The sequence below is a fragment of the Arthrobacter sp. A5 genome, from assembly GCF_051131705.1.
Taxonomy (GTDB): Bacteria; Actinomycetota; Actinomycetes; order Actinomycetales; family Micrococcaceae; genus Arthrobacter_M.
In genome coordinates this window covers 352,733-372,632 of the sequence record NZ_CP180316.1, presented here as the reverse complement: position 1 = coordinate 372,632, position 19,900 = coordinate 352,733, and the positions used below count along the sequence as shown (strand labels likewise).

The 19,900-nt window shown below is 64.4% G+C and carries 17 protein-coding genes, 1 tRNA gene, 1 other RNA gene and 1 pseudogene; 14 read left to right on the top strand and 6 right to left on the bottom strand.

The window, feature by feature from the left end:
- Positions 1–41: 41 nt before the first annotated feature.
- A complete protein-coding gene (locus ACLLJI_RS01825) occupies positions 42–1,256 on the bottom strand; it encodes an ROK family transcriptional regulator (protein ID WP_434617244.1) in 1,215 nt (404 codons plus the stop codon).
- 229 nt (positions 1,257–1,485) lie between these two features.
- Between ACLLJI_RS01825 and ACLLJI_RS01820 the strand changes: the two genes are divergently transcribed.
- From ACLLJI_RS01820 to ACLLJI_RS01800, 5 genes are all read left to right on the top strand, one after another.
- Entirely contained in the window at positions 1,486–2,220 is a 735-nt protein-coding gene (locus ACLLJI_RS01820) for a sugar phosphate isomerase/epimerase family protein (RefSeq protein WP_434617241.1), read from the top strand.
- On the top strand, positions 2,221–3,378 hold the full coding sequence (locus tag ACLLJI_RS01815; RefSeq protein WP_434617238.1) for a Gfo/Idh/MocA family protein: 1,158 nt from the start codon (positions 2,221–2,223) through the stop codon (positions 3,376–3,378).
- A 143-nt stretch (positions 3,379–3,521) separates the two neighbouring features.
- Positions 3,522–4,613, top strand: a complete 1,092-nt coding sequence (locus tag ACLLJI_RS01810) for a Gfo/Idh/MocA family protein (RefSeq protein WP_434621072.1) — start codon at positions 3,522–3,524, stop codon at positions 4,611–4,613.
- A gap of 27 nt (positions 4,614–4,640) precedes the next feature.
- Entirely contained in the window at positions 4,641–5,642 is a 1,002-nt protein-coding gene (locus ACLLJI_RS01805; RefSeq protein ID WP_434617234.1) for a sugar phosphate isomerase/epimerase family protein, read from the top strand.
- Between the two features lie 115 nt (positions 5,643–5,757).
- The gene (locus ACLLJI_RS01800; RefSeq protein WP_434617231.1) at positions 5,758–6,516 is read left to right on the top strand and encodes a TetR/AcrR family transcriptional regulator; all 759 of its coding nucleotides are present in this window, start codon (positions 5,758–5,760) and stop codon (positions 6,514–6,516) included.
- Positions 6,517–6,532: 16 nt separating this feature from the next.
- Here ACLLJI_RS01800 and ACLLJI_RS01795 read toward each other — a convergent pair whose 3' ends face one another.
- The 3 genes from ACLLJI_RS01795 to ACLLJI_RS01785 form a co-directional block, all read right to left on the bottom strand.
- On the bottom strand, positions 6,533–7,378 hold the full coding sequence (locus ACLLJI_RS01795; protein WP_434617228.1) for a LytR C-terminal domain-containing protein: 846 nt from the start codon (positions 7,376–7,378) through the stop codon (positions 6,533–6,535).
- Positions 7,379–7,505: 127 nt separating this feature from the next.
- Positions 7,506–7,805, bottom strand: a complete 300-nt coding sequence (locus tag ACLLJI_RS01790; RefSeq protein WP_283558724.1) for a type II toxin-antitoxin system VapB family antitoxin — start codon at positions 7,803–7,805, stop codon at positions 7,506–7,508.
- Positions 7,806–7,893: 88 nt separating this feature from the next.
- Positions 7,894–8,043 (bottom strand): hypothetical protein, encoded by a 150-nt coding sequence (locus ACLLJI_RS01785; protein WP_434621789.1) that lies wholly within the window; start codon positions 8,041–8,043, stop codon positions 7,894–7,896.
- Between ACLLJI_RS01785 and ACLLJI_RS01780 the strand changes: the two are divergent.
- Together ACLLJI_RS01780 and ACLLJI_RS01775 are read left to right on the top strand one after the other, a co-directional pair.
- Positions 7,978–8,897, top strand: a pseudogene (locus ACLLJI_RS01780) (hypothetical protein). The gene ACLLJI_RS01785 and the pseudogene ACLLJI_RS01780 overlap by 66 nt on opposite strands.
- Before the next feature lie 83 nt (positions 8,898–8,980).
- Positions 8,981–10,336, top strand: a complete 1,356-nt coding sequence (locus ACLLJI_RS01775) for a hypothetical protein (RefSeq protein WP_434617225.1) — start codon at positions 8,981–8,983, stop codon at positions 10,334–10,336.
- An 18-nt stretch (positions 10,337–10,354) separates the two neighbouring features.
- Here the strand turns inward: ACLLJI_RS01775 and ACLLJI_RS01770 are convergent, their stop codons facing one another.
- Complete coding sequence (locus ACLLJI_RS01770; RefSeq protein WP_434617222.1) at positions 10,355–10,732, bottom strand: monooxygenase family protein; 378 nt, start codon at positions 10,730–10,732, stop codon at positions 10,355–10,357.
- A gap of 86 nt (positions 10,733–10,818) precedes the next feature.
- On the opposite strand from ACLLJI_RS01770, the gene ACLLJI_RS01765 reads away from it, so the two are divergent.
- The 4 genes from ACLLJI_RS01765 (at position 10,819) to ACLLJI_RS01750 (ending at position 14,151) form a co-directional block, all read left to right on the top strand.
- Positions 10,819–11,418, top strand: coding sequence for a WHG domain-containing protein (locus ACLLJI_RS01765; protein ID WP_434617219.1), 600 nt, complete (start codon positions 10,819–10,821; stop codon positions 11,416–11,418).
- A 13-nt stretch (positions 11,419–11,431) separates the two neighbouring features.
- Positions 11,432–12,346 carry an oxygenase MpaB family protein gene (locus ACLLJI_RS01760; protein WP_434617216.1) on the top strand — a complete coding sequence of 305 codons (915 nt, stop codon included), beginning with the start codon at positions 11,432–11,434 and terminating at the stop codon, positions 12,344–12,346.
- Between the two features lie 408 nt (positions 12,347–12,754).
- Positions 12,755–13,237 (top strand): DUF6318 family protein, encoded by a 483-nt coding sequence (locus ACLLJI_RS01755; protein ID WP_434617214.1) that lies wholly within the window; start codon positions 12,755–12,757, stop codon positions 13,235–13,237.
- A 392-nt stretch (positions 13,238–13,629) separates the two neighbouring features.
- Entirely contained in the window at positions 13,630–14,151 is a 522-nt protein-coding gene (locus ACLLJI_RS01750; RefSeq protein ID WP_434617211.1) for a hypothetical protein, read from the top strand.
- A gap of 125 nt (positions 14,152–14,276) precedes the next feature.
- Here ACLLJI_RS01750 and ACLLJI_RS01745 read toward each other — a convergent pair.
- Positions 14,277–14,364: transfer RNA gene (locus tag ACLLJI_RS01745), tRNA-Ser, on the bottom strand.
- A gap of 223 nt (positions 14,365–14,587) precedes the next feature.
- Between ACLLJI_RS01745 and ACLLJI_RS01740 the strand changes: the two genes are divergently transcribed.
- From ACLLJI_RS01740 to ACLLJI_RS01730, 3 genes are all read left to right on the top strand, one after another.
- Complete coding sequence (locus ACLLJI_RS01740) at positions 14,588–16,117, top strand: DUF222 domain-containing protein (protein ID WP_434617209.1); 1,530 nt, start codon at positions 14,588–14,590, stop codon at positions 16,115–16,117.
- A gap of 130 nt (positions 16,118–16,247) precedes the next feature.
- Positions 16,248–16,344: signal recognition particle sRNA small type (ffs, locus tag ACLLJI_RS01735), an RNA gene on the top strand.
- Positions 16,345–16,380: 36 nt separating this feature from the next.
- The gene (locus tag ACLLJI_RS01730) at positions 16,381–19,770 is read left to right on the top strand and encodes a DNA polymerase III subunit gamma and tau (RefSeq protein ID WP_434617207.1); all 3,390 of its coding nucleotides are present in this window, start codon (positions 16,381–16,383) and stop codon (positions 19,768–19,770) included.
- The last annotated feature ends 130 nt before the right edge of the window (positions 19,771–19,900 follow it).

Genomic DNA, 19,900 nt, shown 5'->3' with positions numbered 1-19,900 from the left:
GCGGTAGGACGGCAGGGAAGACTGAGAGGTGGGATGGCGCCCTAGGCCTGCCTCAGGAGCAGGGCTTCCACGCTGGCGGGGGCAAGGACATGGTCAATTACCATGCGGCTTGCCCCCAGGACGCCCGCCTGGTCGGCCGCCATGGACTGGACAATACGCAGCCGGGCGGTGGCCAACGGCAGCGACCGCTGGTAGACAATTTCGCGCACGCCGGCCATAAGGTAGTCGCCGGCCGTCAACAGCCCTCCGCCGATGACGATGATGGAGGGGTTGAGGAGGTTTACACAGCTCGCCAGCACGTCGCCGACGTCCCGCCCGGCCTGCCGCATGGCCGCAATGGCGGGAAGGCTCCCTCTGTGCGCCAGCTCCAGCACGTCCTCGCCGGTCGCCGCCGGAATACCGCCGGCCGTCAGGGCAGCCGCAACGGCAGGGCCCGAAGCCAGCGCTTCCAGGCAACCGTAGTTCCCGCAACGACATAACACGTCATTCCCGCGCGGCACGCGAACGTGCCCGATGTCCCCCGCAGTACCGTCGGACCCGCGCTGTAAAAGTCCACCGCTGATGAGTCCGGCGCCGATTCCGGTCGCCACCTTGACGAACAACAGATCCTGCGCATGCGGCCAATACATCGCGCGCTCCCCGAGCGCCATAATATTCACGTCGTTGTCCACCAGCACCTCGGTGGCAAAGGACCGCTGCACGTTTCCTGGGACGTCGAAGCCATCCCAGCCGGGCATGATCGGCGGGTTTGCCGGGCGTCCGGTGGAATGCTCCACCGGCCCCGGCAGCCCGATCCCTATCCCTGCCAGTTCCCGTCCCTGCCGTCCAGCCTGTGCCAGGAGCTTTCCGCAGTCTGCCACGACCAGATCGAGCACCGTCTGCGGACCCGCCGAAATCTCAATGGAGGCACGGGATTCGCACAGCACCCGTCCGCCCAGATCTGTTAGCGCCACGAGCATGTGGGTTGCGCCGATGTCCGCGGCAAGAACCACGCGGGCTGTGGGCTGAAAAGCCAAGCGCGACGGCGGTCTGCCGCCGGAGGAGACTGCCTCGCCTGCCGGGCCAATCAGCCCGGAGGCCGCGAGGGCGTCTATTCTGCTGGCCACCGTGGACCGGGCAAGCCCGGTGATCTCCGCCAATTCCGCCCGGGTGCGCGCATGTCCGTCGCGGAGCAGCTGAAAAAGATCTCCCGCGCGTGAAAAGCTTGTACCTGAGCCCGCAGGTACAGCCGGCCAAGCGCCGGTCAGAGGTGGCATTAGCATGCCTAATTGATAGCACGCCGCACTTATCGCTGTCACAATCAAATTGCTGATGGCCATTTCTCCACTTTTGCTTGACGTTCGGCAAAAGGCGTCCTACGTTGATCAGGACGCTCCCGCGTCGATGCAAAATGTATTGATGAATGATGTCCTTAGTTGGGGATGCGTCGATCAAGGATGCATCGACCTGGAGCAGACAGTCCCTTCATACCTGTCAGGAGAACCCGTGACTTACTCTCTTCAGCTTTACACCGTCAGAGGCCCCCTGGAGAAGGATCTTCCGGGAACCATCAAGCGGGTGGCCGCGATCGGCTATACCGCCGTGGAGCCCTACAACTTTGTGGCGACTGCCGGTCAGCTGGCGGCGGCACTGACGGCCAATAATCTCACGGCGCCTTCCGGCCATGCACCGTTGCTGCGCGAAGACCAGCACCAGATTTTTTCCGCTGCGCAGCAGCTCGGCATTTCGACCGTGATTGATCCGCATGTGGACGCCAGCCGGTGGAGAAGCGAAGAAGGCATCATCGCCACGGCCAAGGCGTTGAACGCCGCGGCCGCGAAGGGCGCCGGGTACGGTATCCGAGTGGGCTACCACAATCACGAGTTTGAATTGCAGTCCCGGATCAATGGCCGCTCGGGGCTGGAGGTCCTGGCGGATCATCTTGACCCCTCGGTGGTACTGGAAGTGGATACCTACTGGGCCGCCGTGGGTGGCGAGGACCCGGTGGAGCTGCTCGGCCGGCTCGGGGACAGGGTCAAGCTGATTCATCTCAAGGATGGCCCGCTGACCAAGGAAAATAAGGACCAGGTGGCCCTCGGACAGGGCAGCGTGCCCATCTGGGATGTCATCGCGGCCGTCCCCGGGCTGGAGGTCGGCGTCGTCGAACTTGATGACTTCAACGGCGACATCTTCGACGCCGTGACCGAGAGCTTCAGCTACCTCAAGGCGGGACGGAACTAAATGGGTCAGCAACCGAACCAGCGCAGCAGCCGCCCAACGGCCGAACGGACGGGTCCCGTGGGCATCGCAGTCATCGGCGCGGGGGTCATCAGCAAGGAATACCTGACCAACCTGACCAGCTTTCCGGACGTGAAGGTCCACATCGTGGCCGACATGTTGGAGCAGGTCGCCGCTGAACGCGCCGCGGAATTCGGCATCGGCGCCTCCGGAGGCGTGCGGGCGGCGCTGGACCACCCGGACGTGGAGATCGTCGTCAACCTGACCATTCCCGCCGCCCACGTCGAGGTGGCGACGGCTGCAGTCAACGCCGGCAAGCACGTCTGGAGCGAGAAGCCCTTTTCGATGGACCGGGACAGCGGACTGGGCCTGCTCAAGGCCGCTGATGCCGCAGGCCTGCGTCTCGGTTGTGCGCCGGACACTTTCTTGGGCGCGGGGATGCAAACCGCTCTGCGCATCATTGCCCGAGGGGACATCGGCGCGCCGCTCACGGCGCTGACCCTCATGCAGTCTCCCGGGCCCGAGTCCTGGCATCCCAACCCTGCGTTCCTCTTCCAGGAAGGTGCGGGTCCGCTGTTCGACATCGGCCCGTACTACCTCACTGCGTTGGTGCAGACCTTTGGTGCCATCACCAAGGTGGCCGCCTTCGGGTCCACATCCCGCAAAACCCGGATCATCGGCTCAGGCCCGAAGGCAGGCGAGGAATTCGCAGTCACGGTCCCCAGCCATGTCAGCGCGATTGCACAGTTTGCCGGCGGCGAGTCATCACAGAGCATCTTCAGCTTCGACTCGCCCCTCAAGCGCGCCGGCTTCGTGGAGATCACCGGGACCGAGGCGACCATTGCCATCCCGGATCCCAACATGTTCGACGGCGACATCGTCCTGACCCGCCGCGGCCGGGACGAGCCGGAGACTATCCCCGCCGTGGGCGCCACCAGCACCCGTGGCTCCGGTGTCCTCGAAATGGCGCGCGCCCTCCGGGCAGGCCGCCCGCACCGGGCGCAGGGAGCCGCTGCGTATCACGTGCTCGATGCCATGGTCTCCATCGCCGAGTCCGTCGACACCGGTCAATTCGTTTCCCTGCAGAGCAGCGCAAATGCCGCGCAGCCGCTGCCGGAGGACTGGAACCCCACCGCCGATACGCTCCAAGAAGCGCTATGAGCTCCACCATGAGCGGTTTGTCCAGTCCGGGCTCCCCCGGTGCGGGCTCGCCCGGGGCAGGCTCGCCCGGGGCAGGCTCGCCCGGGGCAGGCTCGCCTGGTACGGGCCGCCCGCTGGGCGTGGCCGTAGTCGGCTACGCCTTCATGGGTAAGGCGCATTCGAACGCCTGGCGCAACGTGGGTGCTTTCTTCGACGTGCCCGCTTTTACGCAAAAAGTGCTGGTCGGCCGGGATGCGGATGCCGTTGCGGCCGCGGCGGCACGCTACGGCTGGGCCGAATCAGCCACCGACTGGCGGCAAGTAATAGCCCGCGATGACATCGACATCGTGGACATCTGTGCGCCGGGGGCCCTGCATGCCGAGATTGCCGTTGCAGCGCTGGCGGCTGGAAGGCACGTGCTGTTGGAGAAGCCGCTGGCCAATTCGCTCAGTGAGGCCGAGTCCATGGTTGCCGCGGCGCAGCATGCCCGTGACCGCGGCGTCCGGTCCATGGTCGGGTTTACCTACCGCCGCGTTCCCGCGCTGGCACTGGCCCGCAGCCTGATTGCCGGCAGAAAACTGGGCGTGGTCCGCCAGGTCCGCGCGGCCTATCTGCAGGATTGGCTGGCCGATGACGAATCCCCCATGACCTGGCGGCTGCGCAGGGAATCGGCCGGTTCCGGGGCGCTCGGTGACATCGCCAGCCACGCAATCGATCAGGTGCAGTTCCTGCTCGACGATACCGTCACCGAGGTCTCCGGCCGGCTGCACACCTTTGTCAGCGAACGGCCCGGTCCGCACGGCCCGGAACCGGTAACGGTCGACGACGCCGCCTGGGCCACGCTGTCCCTCGCCGGCGGCGCGGTGGCCAGCGTCGAGGTCTCCCGAATGGCCCTGGGCCGCAAAAATGCCCTGCAGATCGAGGTCTTCGGCAGCAAAGGCAGCCTCCGGTTCGATCTGGAGAACCCCAACGAGCTGTCCTTCTTCGACGGTACGGATCCCATCCCGGAACAGGGGTTCCGCCGTATCCTCGTCACGGAACCCGAGCACCCTTACCTCAATGCCTGGTGGCCGCCCGGACATGTGCTTGGCTGGGAGAACAGCTTCACACACGAGATCATGGACTTCCTGCTGGCCGTCGGCGCCGGCACGGACCCGTCGCCGTCGTTCGAAGACGGACTGGCCGTCCAACGCGTGCTGGCTGCCATCGAGGAATCGGCAGCAGCCAACTCCCTCATCCAGCTAGCCCACCGCTGACCAGCAGCCGATTCCAAGGAGCCAGCTATGACCCGTCCGTATACCCTTTTCACCGGTCAATGGGCCGATCTGCCCTTCGAGGAGGTTGCCAGACTCGCCTCCGGCTGGGGCTATGACGGTCTGGAAATCGCCGTATCAGGGGACCATCTGAATGCCTCCCGATGGGACGACGACGACTACGTTGCCGGCAAACTGGCCGTGCTGGAAAAGTACAACCTCAAGGTCTGGGCCATCTCCAACCACCTCAAGGGTCAGGCGGTCTGTGACAACCCGATCGACTTCCGGCATCAGGCAATCGTAGGCACCAGGGTGTGGGGCGACGGCGACCCCGAGGGCGTGCGGCAGCGTGCCGCCGAGGACATGAAGGACACCGCACGGCTGGCCAGGAAGCTCGGCGTGAAGACCGTCGTCGGCTTCACCGGCTCTTCCATCTGGCAGTACGTGGCCATGTTCCCGCCGGTTCCCGAATCCGTGATCGACGCCGGCTACCAGGACTTTGCCGACCGCTGGAACCCGATCCTGGACGTCTTTGATGAATGCGGCGTCCGCTTCGCCCACGAGGTCCACCCCTCCGAAATCGCCTACGACTACTGGACCACGGTCCGAACGTTAGAGGCCATCGGACACCGGGAAGCCTTCGGCATCAACTGGGACCCCAGCCATTTCATGTGGCAGGGCACCGATCCGGTCTCCTTCATCTGGGACTTCAAGGACCGGATTTACCACGTCGACTGCAAAGACACGAAGCTGCGGCTGACCGGGCGGAACACCGTCCTCGGCTCGCACCTGCCGTGGGGGGATCCTCGCCGCGGCTGGGACTTCGTCTCCGCCGGGCGAGGGGACGTGCCGTGGGAATCGAGCTTCCGGGCGCTGACCGCCATCGGCTACGACGGACCCATCTCCATTGAATGGGAAGACGCGGCGATGGACCGGCTCGAGGGCGCCCCCGAGGCCCTGGCGGCCCTGAAAAAGTTCAACTTCTCCCCCTCCGGCCAGTCTTTCGACTCCGCCTTCAGCAATCAGGACTGAGCGCGAATCGGCTGCCTTACGGCCCTGGCAATTGGCCACGACAAGTGGGGGTACGCTGCGCCTGGTCTGTGAGGGCATCGCGACTTTTACTGACGCTTCGCGGTAAAGTGTCTGTATGCCTCGAATAGCCGCCCCGACCAACGCGGAGCAGCGCGAACAGACCCAGCGCAAGATCCTGGATGCCTTCGGCACGCTGCTCTTCACGCACGGCCTGCCCGGGCTCACCATGACCGACGTCGCCCGGCAGGCCGACGTCGGCCGGACCGCCGTCTATAACTATTTTACTGATCTGGAGCAGCTCCTGGTTGCCTACGCGCTCGATGAAACGGAGCGCTTCGTCACCGACCTGAAGACCGAGTTGACGCTGCTGGACAACCCGGTGGACCGGCTGGCCCTGTACATCCAGGTGCAGATCCAGGATTTGGCCCGACGCCATCTGCCACCGGGACCCGCCATGCGTTCGGTCCTCTCGCCCGAGTCCTTTGCCAAACTCGGTGTCCACGTGGGGGAACTCAACGCTCTGCTGCAGGACATTCTGCGCGACGGCAGGGAGCAGGGCTATCTTCCGCCGGCCGACGTCGACAGCCTGGCCCCGCTGATCCACGGCTCCCTCACGGCGAGCGCGTCCCGCGGAATGGATCAGTCAGGCGCAGATCAGTCGGGCGCGGATCTGCCGGGCGCGGATCAGCCCGGCGCGACGCGGCTTGACGCCCACATTGCCGGAACCGTCAGATTTATCCAGGCCGGCGTCGGAATCCGGTTCGATGGCGAAGGACGTCCTGTCAGGCGGTTCCCGGCGGCAGTTCCGGCAGCAGCCCCTGCTTCAGGCCCGGCGCCGGGCCTGGTTTCAGGCCGGGCGGACCGCCAGGGCTAAGCCAACCGCCCGCGGGTCATGGCGCCGTCGTCGTCGTTGCGGTTGAAGAAATACCGGCGGTCGGCGTTGCACTAGGGCTCAGGTGCGGGCAGGAGAGCAGCCCCGGCGTCTGGTCCACAATTCCCGCGTCCACGAGAACGGTAAAGCCTCCGGTCAGATAGACGTCGACGCTGGCATCCGTGCGGTCGTCCTGGACGTAATCCGTGCCGGCCAGATTCCGCTGTAGATTAAAGGCTGCGGACTGGCCGGCGGCACCGGAAACAATCACTGCCGAGCCGGTATAGTTGGTGACTTTGTTGGCTATAGTATCCACCTGAAAACCGCGGCCTTTCAGCTCCGCCGCCACGGACGCAGCCAGCCCCTCACGCCGCGTGCTGTTGTAGACATTGACATGCATATCTTTGTTCGCGGGATAGTCGAACGTGGCAGCCGGACAGCACCGCACCGCCGGCGCACTGGCCTGTCCGGAAGGGAGGGTGATAGCGCCGCGCCAGAGCAACACCGCGAAAATAACCCCGGCAATCACCACAGCTGACAGGAGAGTCAGGATCACGCCGTGCACCAGCCGGTGGCGGAACTGCACGGCGTTGTCGGCATCCTCCACCGGCGTAAACACCCGCTGCAGATCGGGTCCGCTGACCACATGGTGGCCGTGAAATACAGCGATATCCTTGGACCGCCGCAGTTCACGCCGGTGTGCCCGAAGCGCCCGCTTGTCCTCGTGGCGCTCTAGTTTCGCAGACTTCCGCGTCTCGCTGGCGCGCTTTCGTTCCAGTTCCTTCGACGGCGCAGCCGTCCTGGATGAGGACGGACCTGTTTTGGATGACGGGGCCGCCCTGGACGACGGCCCTGTTTCGGTCAACGCCGCTTTAGTCGACGGCCCTGTTATGTACGGCAGCCCGTGTCTGGACTGTCGCCCGTGCCGCGGGGGCAGCCCGGACGTCGGCGTGAGAGCGGGCCGGGCCGGAATATCCGGCGCAGGCGGATCATCAGTCATCAATTACCAGCACGCGGGCATGGAGAATTGTCCGCTGATGCAACGCCGTCCGGACTGCCCGGTGCAGACCGTCTTCCAGGTACAAAGTATTCCGCCACTGCACTACATGCGGGAACAGATCCCCGAAAAACGTCGAGTCCTCAGCCAGCAGCGCCTCAAGGTCCAGAGTGGTTTTCGTGGTGACCAGCTCGTCCAAACGGACCTGCCGGGGGGCGACCGCGGCCCAGTCCTTGGGCGAGACGTAGTCATGCTCCGGGTACGGGCGTCCGTCGCCAACGGCTTTGAAGATCACTTGTCCAGCCTAGAGAAAAGCATCGGGCATGGGAACTCGACGGGCCAATGCGTCGTGGAGGGCCTGCCAATGGTTGTCGCCCGGCTGGTCAAGCGGGCGGGTGGACTGCAACTATGAACTCATGGTTTCCGCTGCTGTCCCCCTGGCCCTGCTGCTCGACGTCGACGGTCCGATCGCCAGTCCGGTAACCCGCGATGTCCGGCCACGCATCATCAAGGATCTGCTGCGGCTCGCGCATGCCGGCGTCCCTGTCATCTTCAATACCGGCCGCTCCGATACGTTCATCAGGGAACAGGTGATGGCGCCAATGATCGCCGAGGGAATGCGCCCGGAACGTTGGTTCACGCGATCTGCGAGAAGGGCGCGGTATGGTTCAGTTACACGGCCGACAGCGTTGGACCATTGCACGTGGACGGCTCGTTGGCGGTGCCGAAGGCGTACGCCGATGACATCCGCCCACTTGTTGCGGAAGGTTACGCCGCGCACATGTTTTTTGACGAGACCAAGCACGCCATGGTGTCGGTGGAACAGCGCCTGGACGTCACCAACTCGGACTACAAGACGGAGCAGGCGCGCTTCGATGCGCAGGCGCTGGAGCTGATGGCCCGGCACGGGCTCGGTGGAGTGCGGCTGGACCGGCACGGGATGGACCAGCCGGAGACGGACGGGGCAGAGAAGGACCGGTACGACCTGGACCTGCCGGGGACGTCCGCACTTGAAACAGGCCGGACAATGGACTACCCGAGACCTGCGTTCCGGGTGGATCCGACCATCATTTCCACGGATATTGAATCCGTCCGACTCGGCAAGGACTTGGGTGCCAGCCGCGCCGTCGAGCTGTTGGCCCGTGAGCACATCGTCCCGCAAGCGTGGCGGACCGTGGGCGACTCGCGCACGGATTATGCGATGGCTGACTGGCTGCACCACAACAACCATGAGGTCAAGCATGTCGACGTCCGTCCCGCTGACGGTGTCCCGGAAAAGCCCTACCAGATCCTGACGGCTGCGGATCTGGGTCTGAGTCCAGACGTGATTCACGACGACGCCGGTGCGGCATTCTTAGCTAAGTGGCTGGATACTGTGGTCGGTTAAAGACCGGCGTGTTCGGCTGAAGACTGGCGTGGCAGTGGAATTCCGGCGTGGCCGGCTAAAGACCGGCGTGGCAGGATGAGTCCATGAGTCCCGTGAGCCGCCGCCGGAAGCCGGCGAAGAAGAACAAGTCCAAGGCCTCGAATAGTCCGCTGTCCGCCCTGGTGCGGCGCTATGCCCCGATCTTCAATTCCTTCAGCGCCGGCCCGGAAACCTATGACGTACTGGACCCGTGGTTGCTGGCCTCCGCCCTGCACGACGATCTGATCGGGCCGGACCATGCGGCTGGATTGGATCCGCGGCAACTGGAGAAACTTATGTCCACCGCCGGCCGGCTGAAACTCCCCGGGAGCGGCACCATGCTGCTGACGCTGGCCCTACTACAGGGCGCCACGGAGACCACCCGGGAGCTGCTCTCCGTGGGCGTTCACCTCTCCATCGAGATAGGCCATGAAAGAGAACTGGACAGTGCGCTGCTGACCCCGGAGCTGGTTTCGGCAGTCGAGCTAAAGGATGTTTTCGATGAGCAGAGCAGCTTCCTGCTCACCCTCCGCGCCGCTGATTTCGAGTACGGAATATTGCTGCACACAGCGCGCGAGGCGTATGGCGATGCGGCAACCGGGGGCGGCGTCACAGCCGCTCCGCAGGCCACGGCCCTGGATCTGCAGGCCGTCGTCTCCGCGGAACCGGGCCTCTGGGAATTCGCGGAAATACCCGTCGATGACGCGGGCGGACTCATGCTCGATGCCATGGAGACAACGGATTCGGTTCCGGAGGCTTCCGACGATCCTCATTACTGGCAGGCGCGCCAACTCGTCATGACGATACTCGAGAACGCACTCGAAGACACCGATCCAGACCTGTGGGACGACGACGAAGCCACCTGGGCCGCCCTCGCGGGCGAACAGGCAGGAAACCAGACAGGAGATCAGCCAGCAGGCACTGCGGGAGATCAGACACGAGACCCAGCAGGTAATCCGGCGGCCCCAGCAGTGAACAGCGCACTCAAGGCCGACCTTGCACTGGACCCCGTCGCCGGTGAAAAGCTCCGGACACATCTCGCCGACCTCGAAGCGACTGCACGGGGTGCGCTGGCACAGGCCGGTGGTGCAGTTATCCAACGCTTCATCAACTCATCTGACGGGACCCAGTCCGGCGCAGCAGCAACGAATCCCGAAGCGTGGCTTGCCTTGGCCAACCACTGGACGAATTACAGCATCAGCTACGACTACTCCAGCTTCATGCGGGTCGGGCCCCTGAAGCTGGACACCTTCGTGAGCTGGTATCTGCGCCGCGAGGTCACATTATCGCAGGCACAGCGACAAGAACTGCCGGCTTTCCTCCGCGGATGGGTCCGCTGGTGCGCGGATACTGCCTCCCTGGCTGAGCCAGCCAGGGCCAAGCTCGTCAGCACGTTGGACGAGCTTCTCCCCCTACCCTGAGCCGGACGACGACGACGGCTACGTTTGCGCCGTCGTCGTGCGCGGTCCAGACCCGTCACCCAAACGCTGCTTCGCCGTGCTCGATCCCGGACTGACGCGCACACGCGTTGTCGCCTTGGCGAGACCGACAAGCGGCATATCTCCGTATATGCACTCACGGGCCTTTGCCGCAACGCGGTACGTTTCATGCCAGATGCCAACGTCGCCGCTGCCGCTGAGGTCCTTCATGAAGGCCCGCCAGGGTCCCGCGTGTGGTGACTGCGGATCGGCGGCGAACGAGCGCAACTGCTCCGGGCTCCGCCAGTACGACACGATCACCGTGGTGCGCCCAAACACCGTCACCTCCCCGCCGTCGGCCGGAACGGTATACCTGCCAGGGAATATTTCGCTTGCCATGATTTTTCGTTTCCTCGTGCCTATGGTTATCATCGGTTCGCATAGCGTAACAATGTTATGAAACAATGTTATGCAATAATTCGGAGATGGCAAGACCCAAAATCCATGACCATGAACTCCGTCTGAAACTGCTCGCTGCTGCCGCCGAGTTGCTCGCGTCGCAGGGCGCCGAAGCCTTCTCACTGCGGCAGCTGGCATCCGTCGCGGGGACGTCCACCACCGCCGTGTATTCGCTCTTCGGCGGGAAATCCCAACTGTTGGAGGCGGTCGTCGTTCAGGGGTTTGCGGACTTTGGCGCCGCGCAGGCCAGCGCTGCAGACGGCGCCGGACCGTCCGCCGTCGTCCGTCTGAGCGCCCTCGGGAGGGCTTACCGCCGGTGGGCGCTCGACCATCCTGCACTGTTTACACTGATGTTCAGCGGAGCCTTAGAGGCCTACATCCAGTCCCCCCAGTCGCAGGCCTCCACCCAGCAGAGCATCCTGCCGCTGGTGGACACCATAGTGCTGGGCCAGAATTCGGGCGAACTGCGGCCGGACGACCCGGAAACCGTTGCGATGAGCATTTGGGGAACCGTCCACGGGCTGGCAACCCTGGAACTGGCCGGAATGAAGTGCAACCGGCCGGATTGGGACAGCGTTCACCAGGCATCGCTGGAGGCCGGCCTGCGGGCCTGGCGGTCGGAGTGAGAGACACTGTTACATGGCCAACTTCCTGAAGACGTGGCGCGTCGAGCTCAAAAGGGCACTCACCGGATCTCCCGACGCCGTCCCGGCATGGGTGCCGAAACTCGCCGAAGGGGAGGACGCCGGCTACTTTCAGCCGGGCTCCGCGACCTGGGCCGTCCACGGCTCCATGGCAACGATCGTGGCGGGGATCCGGGCACTGCTCATGCAGGCACTGCACCCCGGGGCATTGGCCGGTGTGTACGACCATTCGGACTTCAGGGAAGATCCGCTGGGCCGCTTGGCGCGGACGATTCAATGGATCTTCACAGTCACCTACGGTTCCACCCACGACGCGAAGTCCGCCTCAGACAGGGTGCTTCGGATTCACGAACGGGTCAACGGCCGCTTCATCGACGGCCATGGCGTGGAGCGCGGCTATTCCGCCAATGACCCCGAACTGCTGCGCTGGATCCACATCGCATTCACCGATGCCTTCCTCAGCACGCATAGAGTTTGGGGCCGTGCCATCCCCGGCGGCCCCGACGCCTATGTCCGTGAGTGGGTCCGTGCCGGAACGCTGATGGGCGTCAACGATGCACCCACCAGCGAGGCAGAAATGCGCCGCATGCTGGACAAATGGTACGACGACGGCGATCTCAAGTTCGACGCGCGGGTGGCCGAGGTGGTGGCGTTCCTCCGCAGACCGCCGCTGCATCCGACGCTGATGCCGGGCTACCGCGTACTGTTCGCCGCCGCAGTGGCAACCCTGGAGCCGAAATACCGGGACATGCTCGGGCTGCAGAAGGCACGCCTCGGCCGGATCCCATTACCCGTGGCCACCGCTACGAAGGCGGTGCTCGGCATCGTGCATCTGGCCCTGAGCCGCGTGGGGCCGAGCGAGCTCGCCGCCCGGAGCCGGCTGCAGCGCCTGGGTCTGCTCGAGCGCTGAGCGAGCATGTCGGGAGCGGCCTCTCAGCGGGCCCAATGACGAAGCCCCTCAAGATCGCCCCTCCTTGTATCCCCGACTGCCGGTGGACCGGCTGCCTGTGACCCAGCTGACGGCGGACCCGACTGCCTGTGGAAAACCTTGGACGCCCGACTGCGATCTGCGCTACCTTTAACCAACCTTAGGCATTGGCACATCACCGACTCGGTTGGGAATTCGATGCTCACATTCTCCGAACGCAGCAGAAAAGTCCGCGTCGCAGCCATGCTGGCCGGCATAGCATTCACTTTTGTCCTGACCGGTTGCGCCGGGTCTCCCAAAGCGACGCCTACTACTACCGGCACGGCTCCGCCGGCGGCAAGCACGAGTGCCGCGGCGAGCCCTGTAATCAGCCCGACGGCATCGGCCGCAGTGTACAAGCCCGCAGATGCCAGTGGGCCGGCTCAAAATGTCCCGCTGCCGGTGAAACCGCCCTTAGCTGACGAGTTTTCGAAGGCCGGAATCGAAGCCTTTGCCCGGTACTGGTACGAAACGCTGTCCTACGCCTACGAAACCGGGGATACAACGCCAATCGACGCTATCACGGATCCGAGCTGCACAACTTGTGCCAACGCTAAAGAAGTCGCGACGGGATGGCATGAGGGAGGCCGCTGGCTCGTGGGTGGCAAGATGGTGGTCCTCGACATTCAGAGCACTTTTGTCCTGACTCCGTCCGGAACATACCAAGCTACGTCGTTTGTCAAACAAACGGCCCTCGATTACTACAATGGCGATGGGACCCTCAACGAGGCAACAAGCGCTGCGCCGGCAATCGCGGACATATTAGTCGCGGCGCGGCAGAACGAAGTCTGGGTTGCCCTTACAGTGGAGCACTTGGGTGGGCCTCGCCCATGATTCGGGCATGGAATCGAAATCGAAGCCGCTTGCTCCTATGCCCATTACTACTCGCGTTCGTAGTTACCAGCGTCATTACAAATTCTACGTTTGCAGATGAGCTGGATCGGATCAAGAATAACTGGGATGGATCGGGCATCGGCACTCAGGTCTGGACGCTTACGCCGGACGGAGGCTTCTGGGGGATCTACCCCGCAGCTCTTCCCAATGACCCGTACCAATATGACTTTAAGCTTGTCTGCCAAACCGGCGGCGATGAATTCCTGACAGTGTGTCTAGCAAACGCCGCTAGCCGTTGCACCGAGGCACCCAACGGGCAGCTCGTCAACTGGTATAGGGCCCTCAAAACCAGCCCTTCCCCGGTCTGGGACTTCCTGATGGGCCCCACATGCGTGTACTCCGAAAAGCCCCGGGACATCCTCGCCGAGATAGCCGCTAGCATCGAACACGAATTTCAGAACTCCCCAGTCGTACCCGCGACAGTGGCCAGCCAGCCGGGGCCCAATACCTTGCGCGGCGCGGAGACCAATCTCTATGCCGACGCGGTCGAGCAGGCATTCGACATCAACCTGCTGGGTCAGAAAGTCCATATAAAGGCCAGACCGCTCTCCTACGCCTGGGACTACGGGGATGGCATCTCCCTTGGCCCCACCCCAAACTCCGGTGCACAGTTGCCGCAAGACCGGTGGGGCGAGAAGACTCCCACCAGCCACATCTACACAATAACGGGCGATTTCGCGGTCACCGTCGCAACTCATTTCCGCGGCACCTACTCGGTAAATGGCGGAGCGCCGCTGGCAATTCCCGGGCAAGGGACGTTCACTTCCGCTCCGTTGCCGGTCAGCGTTTGGCGGTCCGTGACGAAGACCTATGCCGATGATTGCCACCAAAACCCGCTGGGCGTGGGTTGCTGACGGACTGTGGAAACGGTGCCGCGGGAACGCGGAGCCGGTCCTCGGCGCCGGGAAGACGCCGGCCCCTTCGGGCAACGAGAAAGCCCCGCCAATCTGCGTAGAGGCAAAACAACGGGGCTTTACACTGGCGGAGGATGGGGGATTTGAACCCCCGAGGGCGTTAACCCAACACGCGTTCCAGGCGTGCGCCATAGGCCGCTAGGCGAATCCTCCAGTGTTTGCTCGCAATGAGCAGGTTCCAGAGTACCTGTTTGTTTCGCATTGTGCCTAATCGCGGCTCCGTTCCAAAGGACACGTTGCCGGACAGCCAGTCGTAATACTCAGGAAGATCGACGGCAGCGGTTGACACAGCGGAGTGGCCGCAAGGTTGGCGCGGTCGCAGGGGTGGCTGCGACTGGGCTCTAAAATGTCGGACCCCTCTGGTTGACTTGGTTTCATGGAAGGCCAGCAGAAACCCCGGGCTCAAACCCCGGGGACCGCGGAAGCCACGGGCGCGCCGGAAACCCCGGAAGCCACGGGCGAACAGGGAGCACCGGATGCCACGGGCGCACCAGGGATGCCGGATGCCGGCGCGGCAGCAGCCACGGCGTTGCTGATGGATACGTTGTTCCCGCGTCTGGTCAATGCGCACCCGATGGCGTATCTCGCCCGGGACCTCACGACCGTCATCCCCGATGACCTGGATACCGCCGGCGCGGTGACCGCCCTCGCCGACGCCGGCCGGCTCGAAGCGTACGCCGGCGCGCTTAAGGCCCGGCTGGCTGCCCGGATCCAGCAGACCGTCCTGGATGAAATGCCAGAACCGGTCCGCAGCACCATCGGAGGCCAGTCCCTGGCCCACGCCACCGCGGTCAGCGAAATAGGCTGCGCCCTGCACCTGGCCGAACGGACCGCCGGATTCCTCCTCAACGAATCCTGCACCCTCGTCGAGAACTTCCCTGCAACCCTGAACGCCTTCACCGTCGGGGACCTGGACTACCAACGCGTGCGCACCATCCTCCACCAGAGCGAGGGCATCCCCGCCATTTGCCTGCCCCGATACGAAAGCGCCGTACTGAAACGCGCCGCGGAGCAGAACAACCCGCAGCTGTCCTCCCGGGCCCGGCGGCTGCGCGAGACCCTGCACCCCGAGGCGTTCATCACCCGCAAAACCAAGGCCGCGCAGGACAGATCCCTGAACTTCCGACCGGCGCAGGACGGCGTGGCCTACCTCGAAGCGTACCTGCCGGCCGAAACGGCCCTCGCCGCGTACAACACCATCACCGAAGCGGCGACGAAAGCCCAGGGACCGGCCGAACCCCGCACCCTGACCCAACTGCGCGCGGACCTCACCGCCGGATACCTCCTCGGCACCCACTGCCCCCACGGCACCAACGACGGCAGCAGCGAGGACGGCACAGGTGGGGGCCGCACAGGTGAGGGCCGCACAGGTGGGGGCGGCACCCGCGGGGCAGGGGCCTGTGGGCCGGGGCAGGGTCACGGTAAAGCGCCGAAGATTAAGGCGCAGATCATGATCATGATCCCGCTGTTCTCCCTGCTCGGCATCACCGACGAGGCAGCCGAACTCGATGGCTACGGGCCCATGCCAATCGAAACGGCCCTCGACCTCGCCAAGGACCAACCGGTCTGGTACCGGATGCTCACCGACCCCGTCACCAAAATTCCCGCCAAACAAGACCGAAACCCCTACAAAATCCCGCAGAAAACCCGTAAATGGTTGCAAATCAGGGACGGGACCTGCCGCTTCCCCGGCTGCACCCGCCAAGCCCGCTTCACCGACACCGACCACACCCTCCCCTGGCCACAAGGACCATCCGAGATAGAGAACCTCGCATGTCTCTGTAAACGGCACCACCGGCTTAAACACAAAATGGGCTGGAAAGTCACCCAAACCGGCAACGGCACCCTCACCTGGAAAGCACCCTCCGGCCAGACCTATACCACCCACCCCAAAGACACCGGATAACCAAGCACGACCATCGGATGCGCCCGCGTCCGAGCCTGCCGGGATAAACCATCTGGTCTCGGCAAGCACGACCGACAGGCCCGCCCAACCGAAGGTTAAATCCCGGCGCGAAACTTCGGGTAAGCTGATTCCCGGCCCCTCATGTGGCGTCACCCTGTTGAACTCCCCCAGGACCGGAAGGTAGCAAGGGTAAACGGGCTCTGGCGGGTGCATGAGGGGTCTTTACGTTAAGGGTTCCACAGGTCTCCGACGTTGCCTGCGGAATGTCAGTTGCACCAGATAGGGTTTCACCTGTGACCGCTCCTACCGCTCTATACCGTCGATACCGTCCCGATTCGTTCGCGGACGTTATCGGACAAGAGCATGTCACCGAGCCGCTGATGGCCGCGTTGCAGAAAAACCGCGTCAATCACGCCTACCTCTTCTCCGGACCCCGCGGCTGCGGCAAGACGACTTCGGCACGCATTCTGGCGCGCTGTCTGAATTGTGCCGCGGGGCCAGCCGCTATCCCCTGCGGCAAGTGCGACAGCTGCATCGAGCTGGCGCGCGGAGGCCCGGGATCACTCGATGTGATCGAGATTGATGCGGCAAGTCATGGCGGCGTCGACGACGCCCGTGATCTGCGTGAACGAGCAACCTTCGCGCCCGTCCGGGACCGCTACAAGATCTTCATAATCGACGAGGCGCACATGGTCACTTCGGCCGGTTTCAACGCACTTCTGAAGATCGTCGAAGAGCCGCCGGAGCATATTAAGTTCATCTTCGCGACAACGGAGCCGGATAAGGTCATCGGCACCATCCGGTCCCGCACCCACCATTATCCCTTCCGTCTGGTCCCGCCCGAGCCCTTGATGGAGTATCTTGGCCTGCTATGCCGGCAGGAAAATGTCCCCGTTGCACCGGGAGTACTTTCCCTGGTGATCAGGGCCGGCGGCGGCTCCGTCCGCGATTCGCTGTCGGTGCTGGATCAGCTGATGGCCGGCGCCGGTCCGGCCGGCCTGGACTACGAACTGGCGGTTTCGCTGCTCGGCTACACGCATGCCTCTCTTTTGGACGATGTAGTCGATGCCCTGGCTGCCTCGGATGCCGCGACGGTTTTCAAAGCCGTGGACCGCGTCATTCAGACCGGTCACGATCCGCGGCGGTTTGTCGAGGATCTGCTTGAGCGTTTCCGCGACCTGATCATTGTGCGGGCCATGCCGGAGAGCGCGCATGCGATCCTGCGAGGTATGCCGGACGATCAGATCGCCCGGATGCAGACGCAGTCCACCCAGCTTGGTGCCGCCGAGTTGTCCCGCGCGGCAGATGTCACCAACACTGCGCTGACGGAAATGACCGGGGCCACGTCGCCACGACTGCATCTGGAACTGCTCAGCGCGCGGCTGCTATTGCCGGGCGCCGATCAGTCGGAGCGCGGCATGGCGGCACGCTTGGACAGGATTGAGCGCCGGCTCAGCTACGGCGGCGCGGAAGCTGCTTCGGCTGTTGAACAGCCCACGGTGGCCGGTCGGCCAGCCGGTTCCATGAACGACGGCGGCAATCAGCTTAGCCGCCCGCGCGTCAGCACCGACGACTGGCCAGTTGACGACGCAACGGCACCGGCGACGGCAACGGAACGCAATGCCACAGACTCGAGACGCGTTAATCCCGCACCCGTTCAGAAGGATGCGTCCGGACGCGATGCTGGACAGGGGAACAAGGCACAGGTAGAGGGTAGCCAAGCCGGGTCCCGCCAGTCCCAAGACGACTTCCAAGGGGTTCACACGTCAGAATCCCCCGGCCCCCAACCTCCGGAAACGTCTCGGACGCAGGATTCGGTTTCTGTCGCGGCTTCGGTTGGCGCGGACGCACCGGCTTCCGGAACTGTTGCACCCCCAGGCGCTCCTGCGTCAGGTGCGACCGGTGTCGAAGTACTCCGCCGCGCTTGGCCTGAAATTCTGGATAATCTGACTACGGTCAAGCGCAGCAGCTGGGCCCTGGTCGCACCGAATGCCACGCCGCAAAGCTTTGATGGTGAGACGCTGCAGCTGGCATTCAGAACCGCGGGGCTTGCCGGCGCCTTCAGCCGAGGAGACCATTCGGACAACCTTCGAGCGGCCATCAACAAAACGTTGGGCATGAACTGCCGGATCAACGCTGTCGCGGAAGAATTTTCCGCCGCTGGTTCGAGCTCTGAACCAGACCCAAAAGCATCTACTAGCCGGGAATTCCCGGCCGGTTCTCCCCGGCCTGCTCAAGGTCCGGTAACGGCGACGGAACCGGTGTCGGAGAAAACGTTCGGGGACCGCCACGGAGCTGCACCACAGCCTCAGTCTCCGGCGTCCCAGGCTCCGGCGTCCCAGGCTCCGGCTCCGGCTCCGGCAACCCAGCATCAGTCTCATCCCACGGAATCGGCCGGAATCGGCGGCCTTGCGGAAGCCGGCGGGCTCGGTTCCCCTGTTTCCGACGGGGTCCAAGCTAATCCACAGCCCATTCAGCCTGATGGAAACCCGCCGTCGTCCTCATCCGTCTGGTCCGCACCGGTTCCAACGTCCTCAAACGGGCAGGGCGGCGGCCTCACTTCACTGAGCGACGGACCCCGGAGTTCAGCGCCGTCCGCGCGGACGGTCCGTCCTTCAGCGTCCGCGGCCTCCCGGCCGCACGATATGGCTCCTTCCGCTGGATCGCCCGCAGCAGGCCGGGGGAACGGGACCATTTCTTCCGCAGCCCCCGGGGACGGCCAGCGGACGGGGACCATTCCTGCTGAAGGCACCGCCGACGGCCAGGGGAACGGGACTATTCCCGCGGAAGCCCCCGCGGAAGTCACGGCTCCGGGACCAGCCCCGAAGCCCAATACTGCCCTTTCGTCATGGGGGTATGAGCTGGAAGAGCCCCCGTTCCCGGACGATGAACCAGCCCCGGAATGGGATTACCCTCCAGCAGACCTGGCGGACGCTTCTGCCACCGCTCCACGACGCCACGAGCAGGACCGCCTGGCAGGGCTGCAGAACTCGAACCGTCGGTCGCAGGAGCGCGCCTCTTCCCCCGCTGCCCGACGGCGCGGCGAGGGTTCGCCCGGGATTCCGGGGCAGCAGAGCACTGCGGCCGCTGGTCCGCGGCCCGCTCAGCCTGCGGAACCGGGCTGGGGCACATTAGCGGACGCGCCCGACTGGGCTACGGCGGCGCCCGGAGTGGGATCAGCGACCGTACCTTCCCCGGCACGGGAATCCTCGGCCGCTTCATCGCGGGCGCCTTCGTCGGCACCCGGGTCTTCGCCGACGACATCGCGGGCCCCTGCTCAAGTCCCCGCGGCTTCGCCCACGCCATCGCCGCCCCCCGGGTCTTCGGCTTCGGCTTCGGTCGGAGTTTCCGGGTTCACTGGTTTCGCCGGCGCGCATACCGGTGTCGTGACTACTCAGACCAGCAACGGCATTGCGCCCGACGCCGTCGCGGTTAAGCCGAAGATGAGTCTTTACGAGCGGCTAAAAAACAGTCCCGAGGCCCAAGCTGGGCGCATCGCAGCGCCTAAGCGCAAAGTAGACTTGCCATACGTCGAGGACATTCCGAGCGCGGATGATGAAACGATCGAGAGTTCGGGCCTGGTGGGCCGGGCTGCGGTGGAGCGCATCCTCGGTGGACGGTTGGTTGAAGAAAGAAGCATCGGAGGCTCCTAGGCCAGCACGCCGCCTGTGCGTGACAGTGCTCGTGAAGCAGCTTTCCAGCGCGATCTTGCACCGCTTGGCGGCGGTGGTCACAACAGCGGTGACATAACCCGCAATGACTTTAACAGCAGTGACCCGACAG

Bases quoted from the DNA above. Each gene is read 5' to 3' on its own strand.
- ACLLJI_RS01825 (WP_434617244.1), bottom strand. From the start codon at position 1,256: ATGCCACCTCTGACCGGCGCTTGGCCGGCTGTACCTGCGGGCTCAGGT.
- ACLLJI_RS01815 (WP_434617238.1), top strand. From the start codon at position 2,221: ATGGGTCAGCAACCGAACCAGCGCAGCAGCCGCCCAACGGCCGAACGG.
- ACLLJI_RS01810 (WP_434621072.1), top strand. From the start codon at position 3,522: ATGGGTAAGGCGCATTCGAACGCCTGGCGCAACGTGGGTGCTTTCTTC.
- ACLLJI_RS01805 (WP_434617234.1), top strand. From the start codon at position 4,641: ATGACCCGTCCGTATACCCTTTTCACCGGTCAATGGGCCGATCTGCCC.
- ACLLJI_RS01800 (WP_434617231.1), top strand. From the start codon at position 5,758: ATGCCTCGAATAGCCGCCCCGACCAACGCGGAGCAGCGCGAACAGACC.
- ACLLJI_RS01785 (WP_434621789.1), bottom strand. From the start codon at position 8,043: ATGCGCGAGCCGCAGCAGATCCTTGATGATGCGTGGCCGGACATCGCG.
- ACLLJI_RS01775 (WP_434617225.1), top strand. From the start codon at position 8,981: ATGAGTCCCGTGAGCCGCCGCCGGAAGCCGGCGAAGAAGAACAAGTCC.
- ACLLJI_RS01770 (WP_434617222.1), bottom strand. From the start codon at position 10,732: ATGGCAAGCGAAATATTCCCTGGCAGGTATACCGTTCCGGCCGACGGC.
- ACLLJI_RS01765 (WP_434617219.1), top strand. From the start codon at position 10,819: ATGGCAAGACCCAAAATCCATGACCATGAACTCCGTCTGAAACTGCTC.
- ACLLJI_RS01760 (WP_434617216.1), top strand. From the start codon at position 11,432: ATGGCCAACTTCCTGAAGACGTGGCGCGTCGAGCTCAAAAGGGCACTC.
- ACLLJI_RS01740 (WP_434617209.1), top strand. From the start codon at position 14,588: ATGGAAGGCCAGCAGAAACCCCGGGCTCAAACCCCGGGGACCGCGGAA.
- ACLLJI_RS01730 (WP_434617207.1), top strand. From the start codon at position 16,381: ATGTCAGTTGCACCAGATAGGGTTTCACCTGTGACCGCTCCTACCGCT.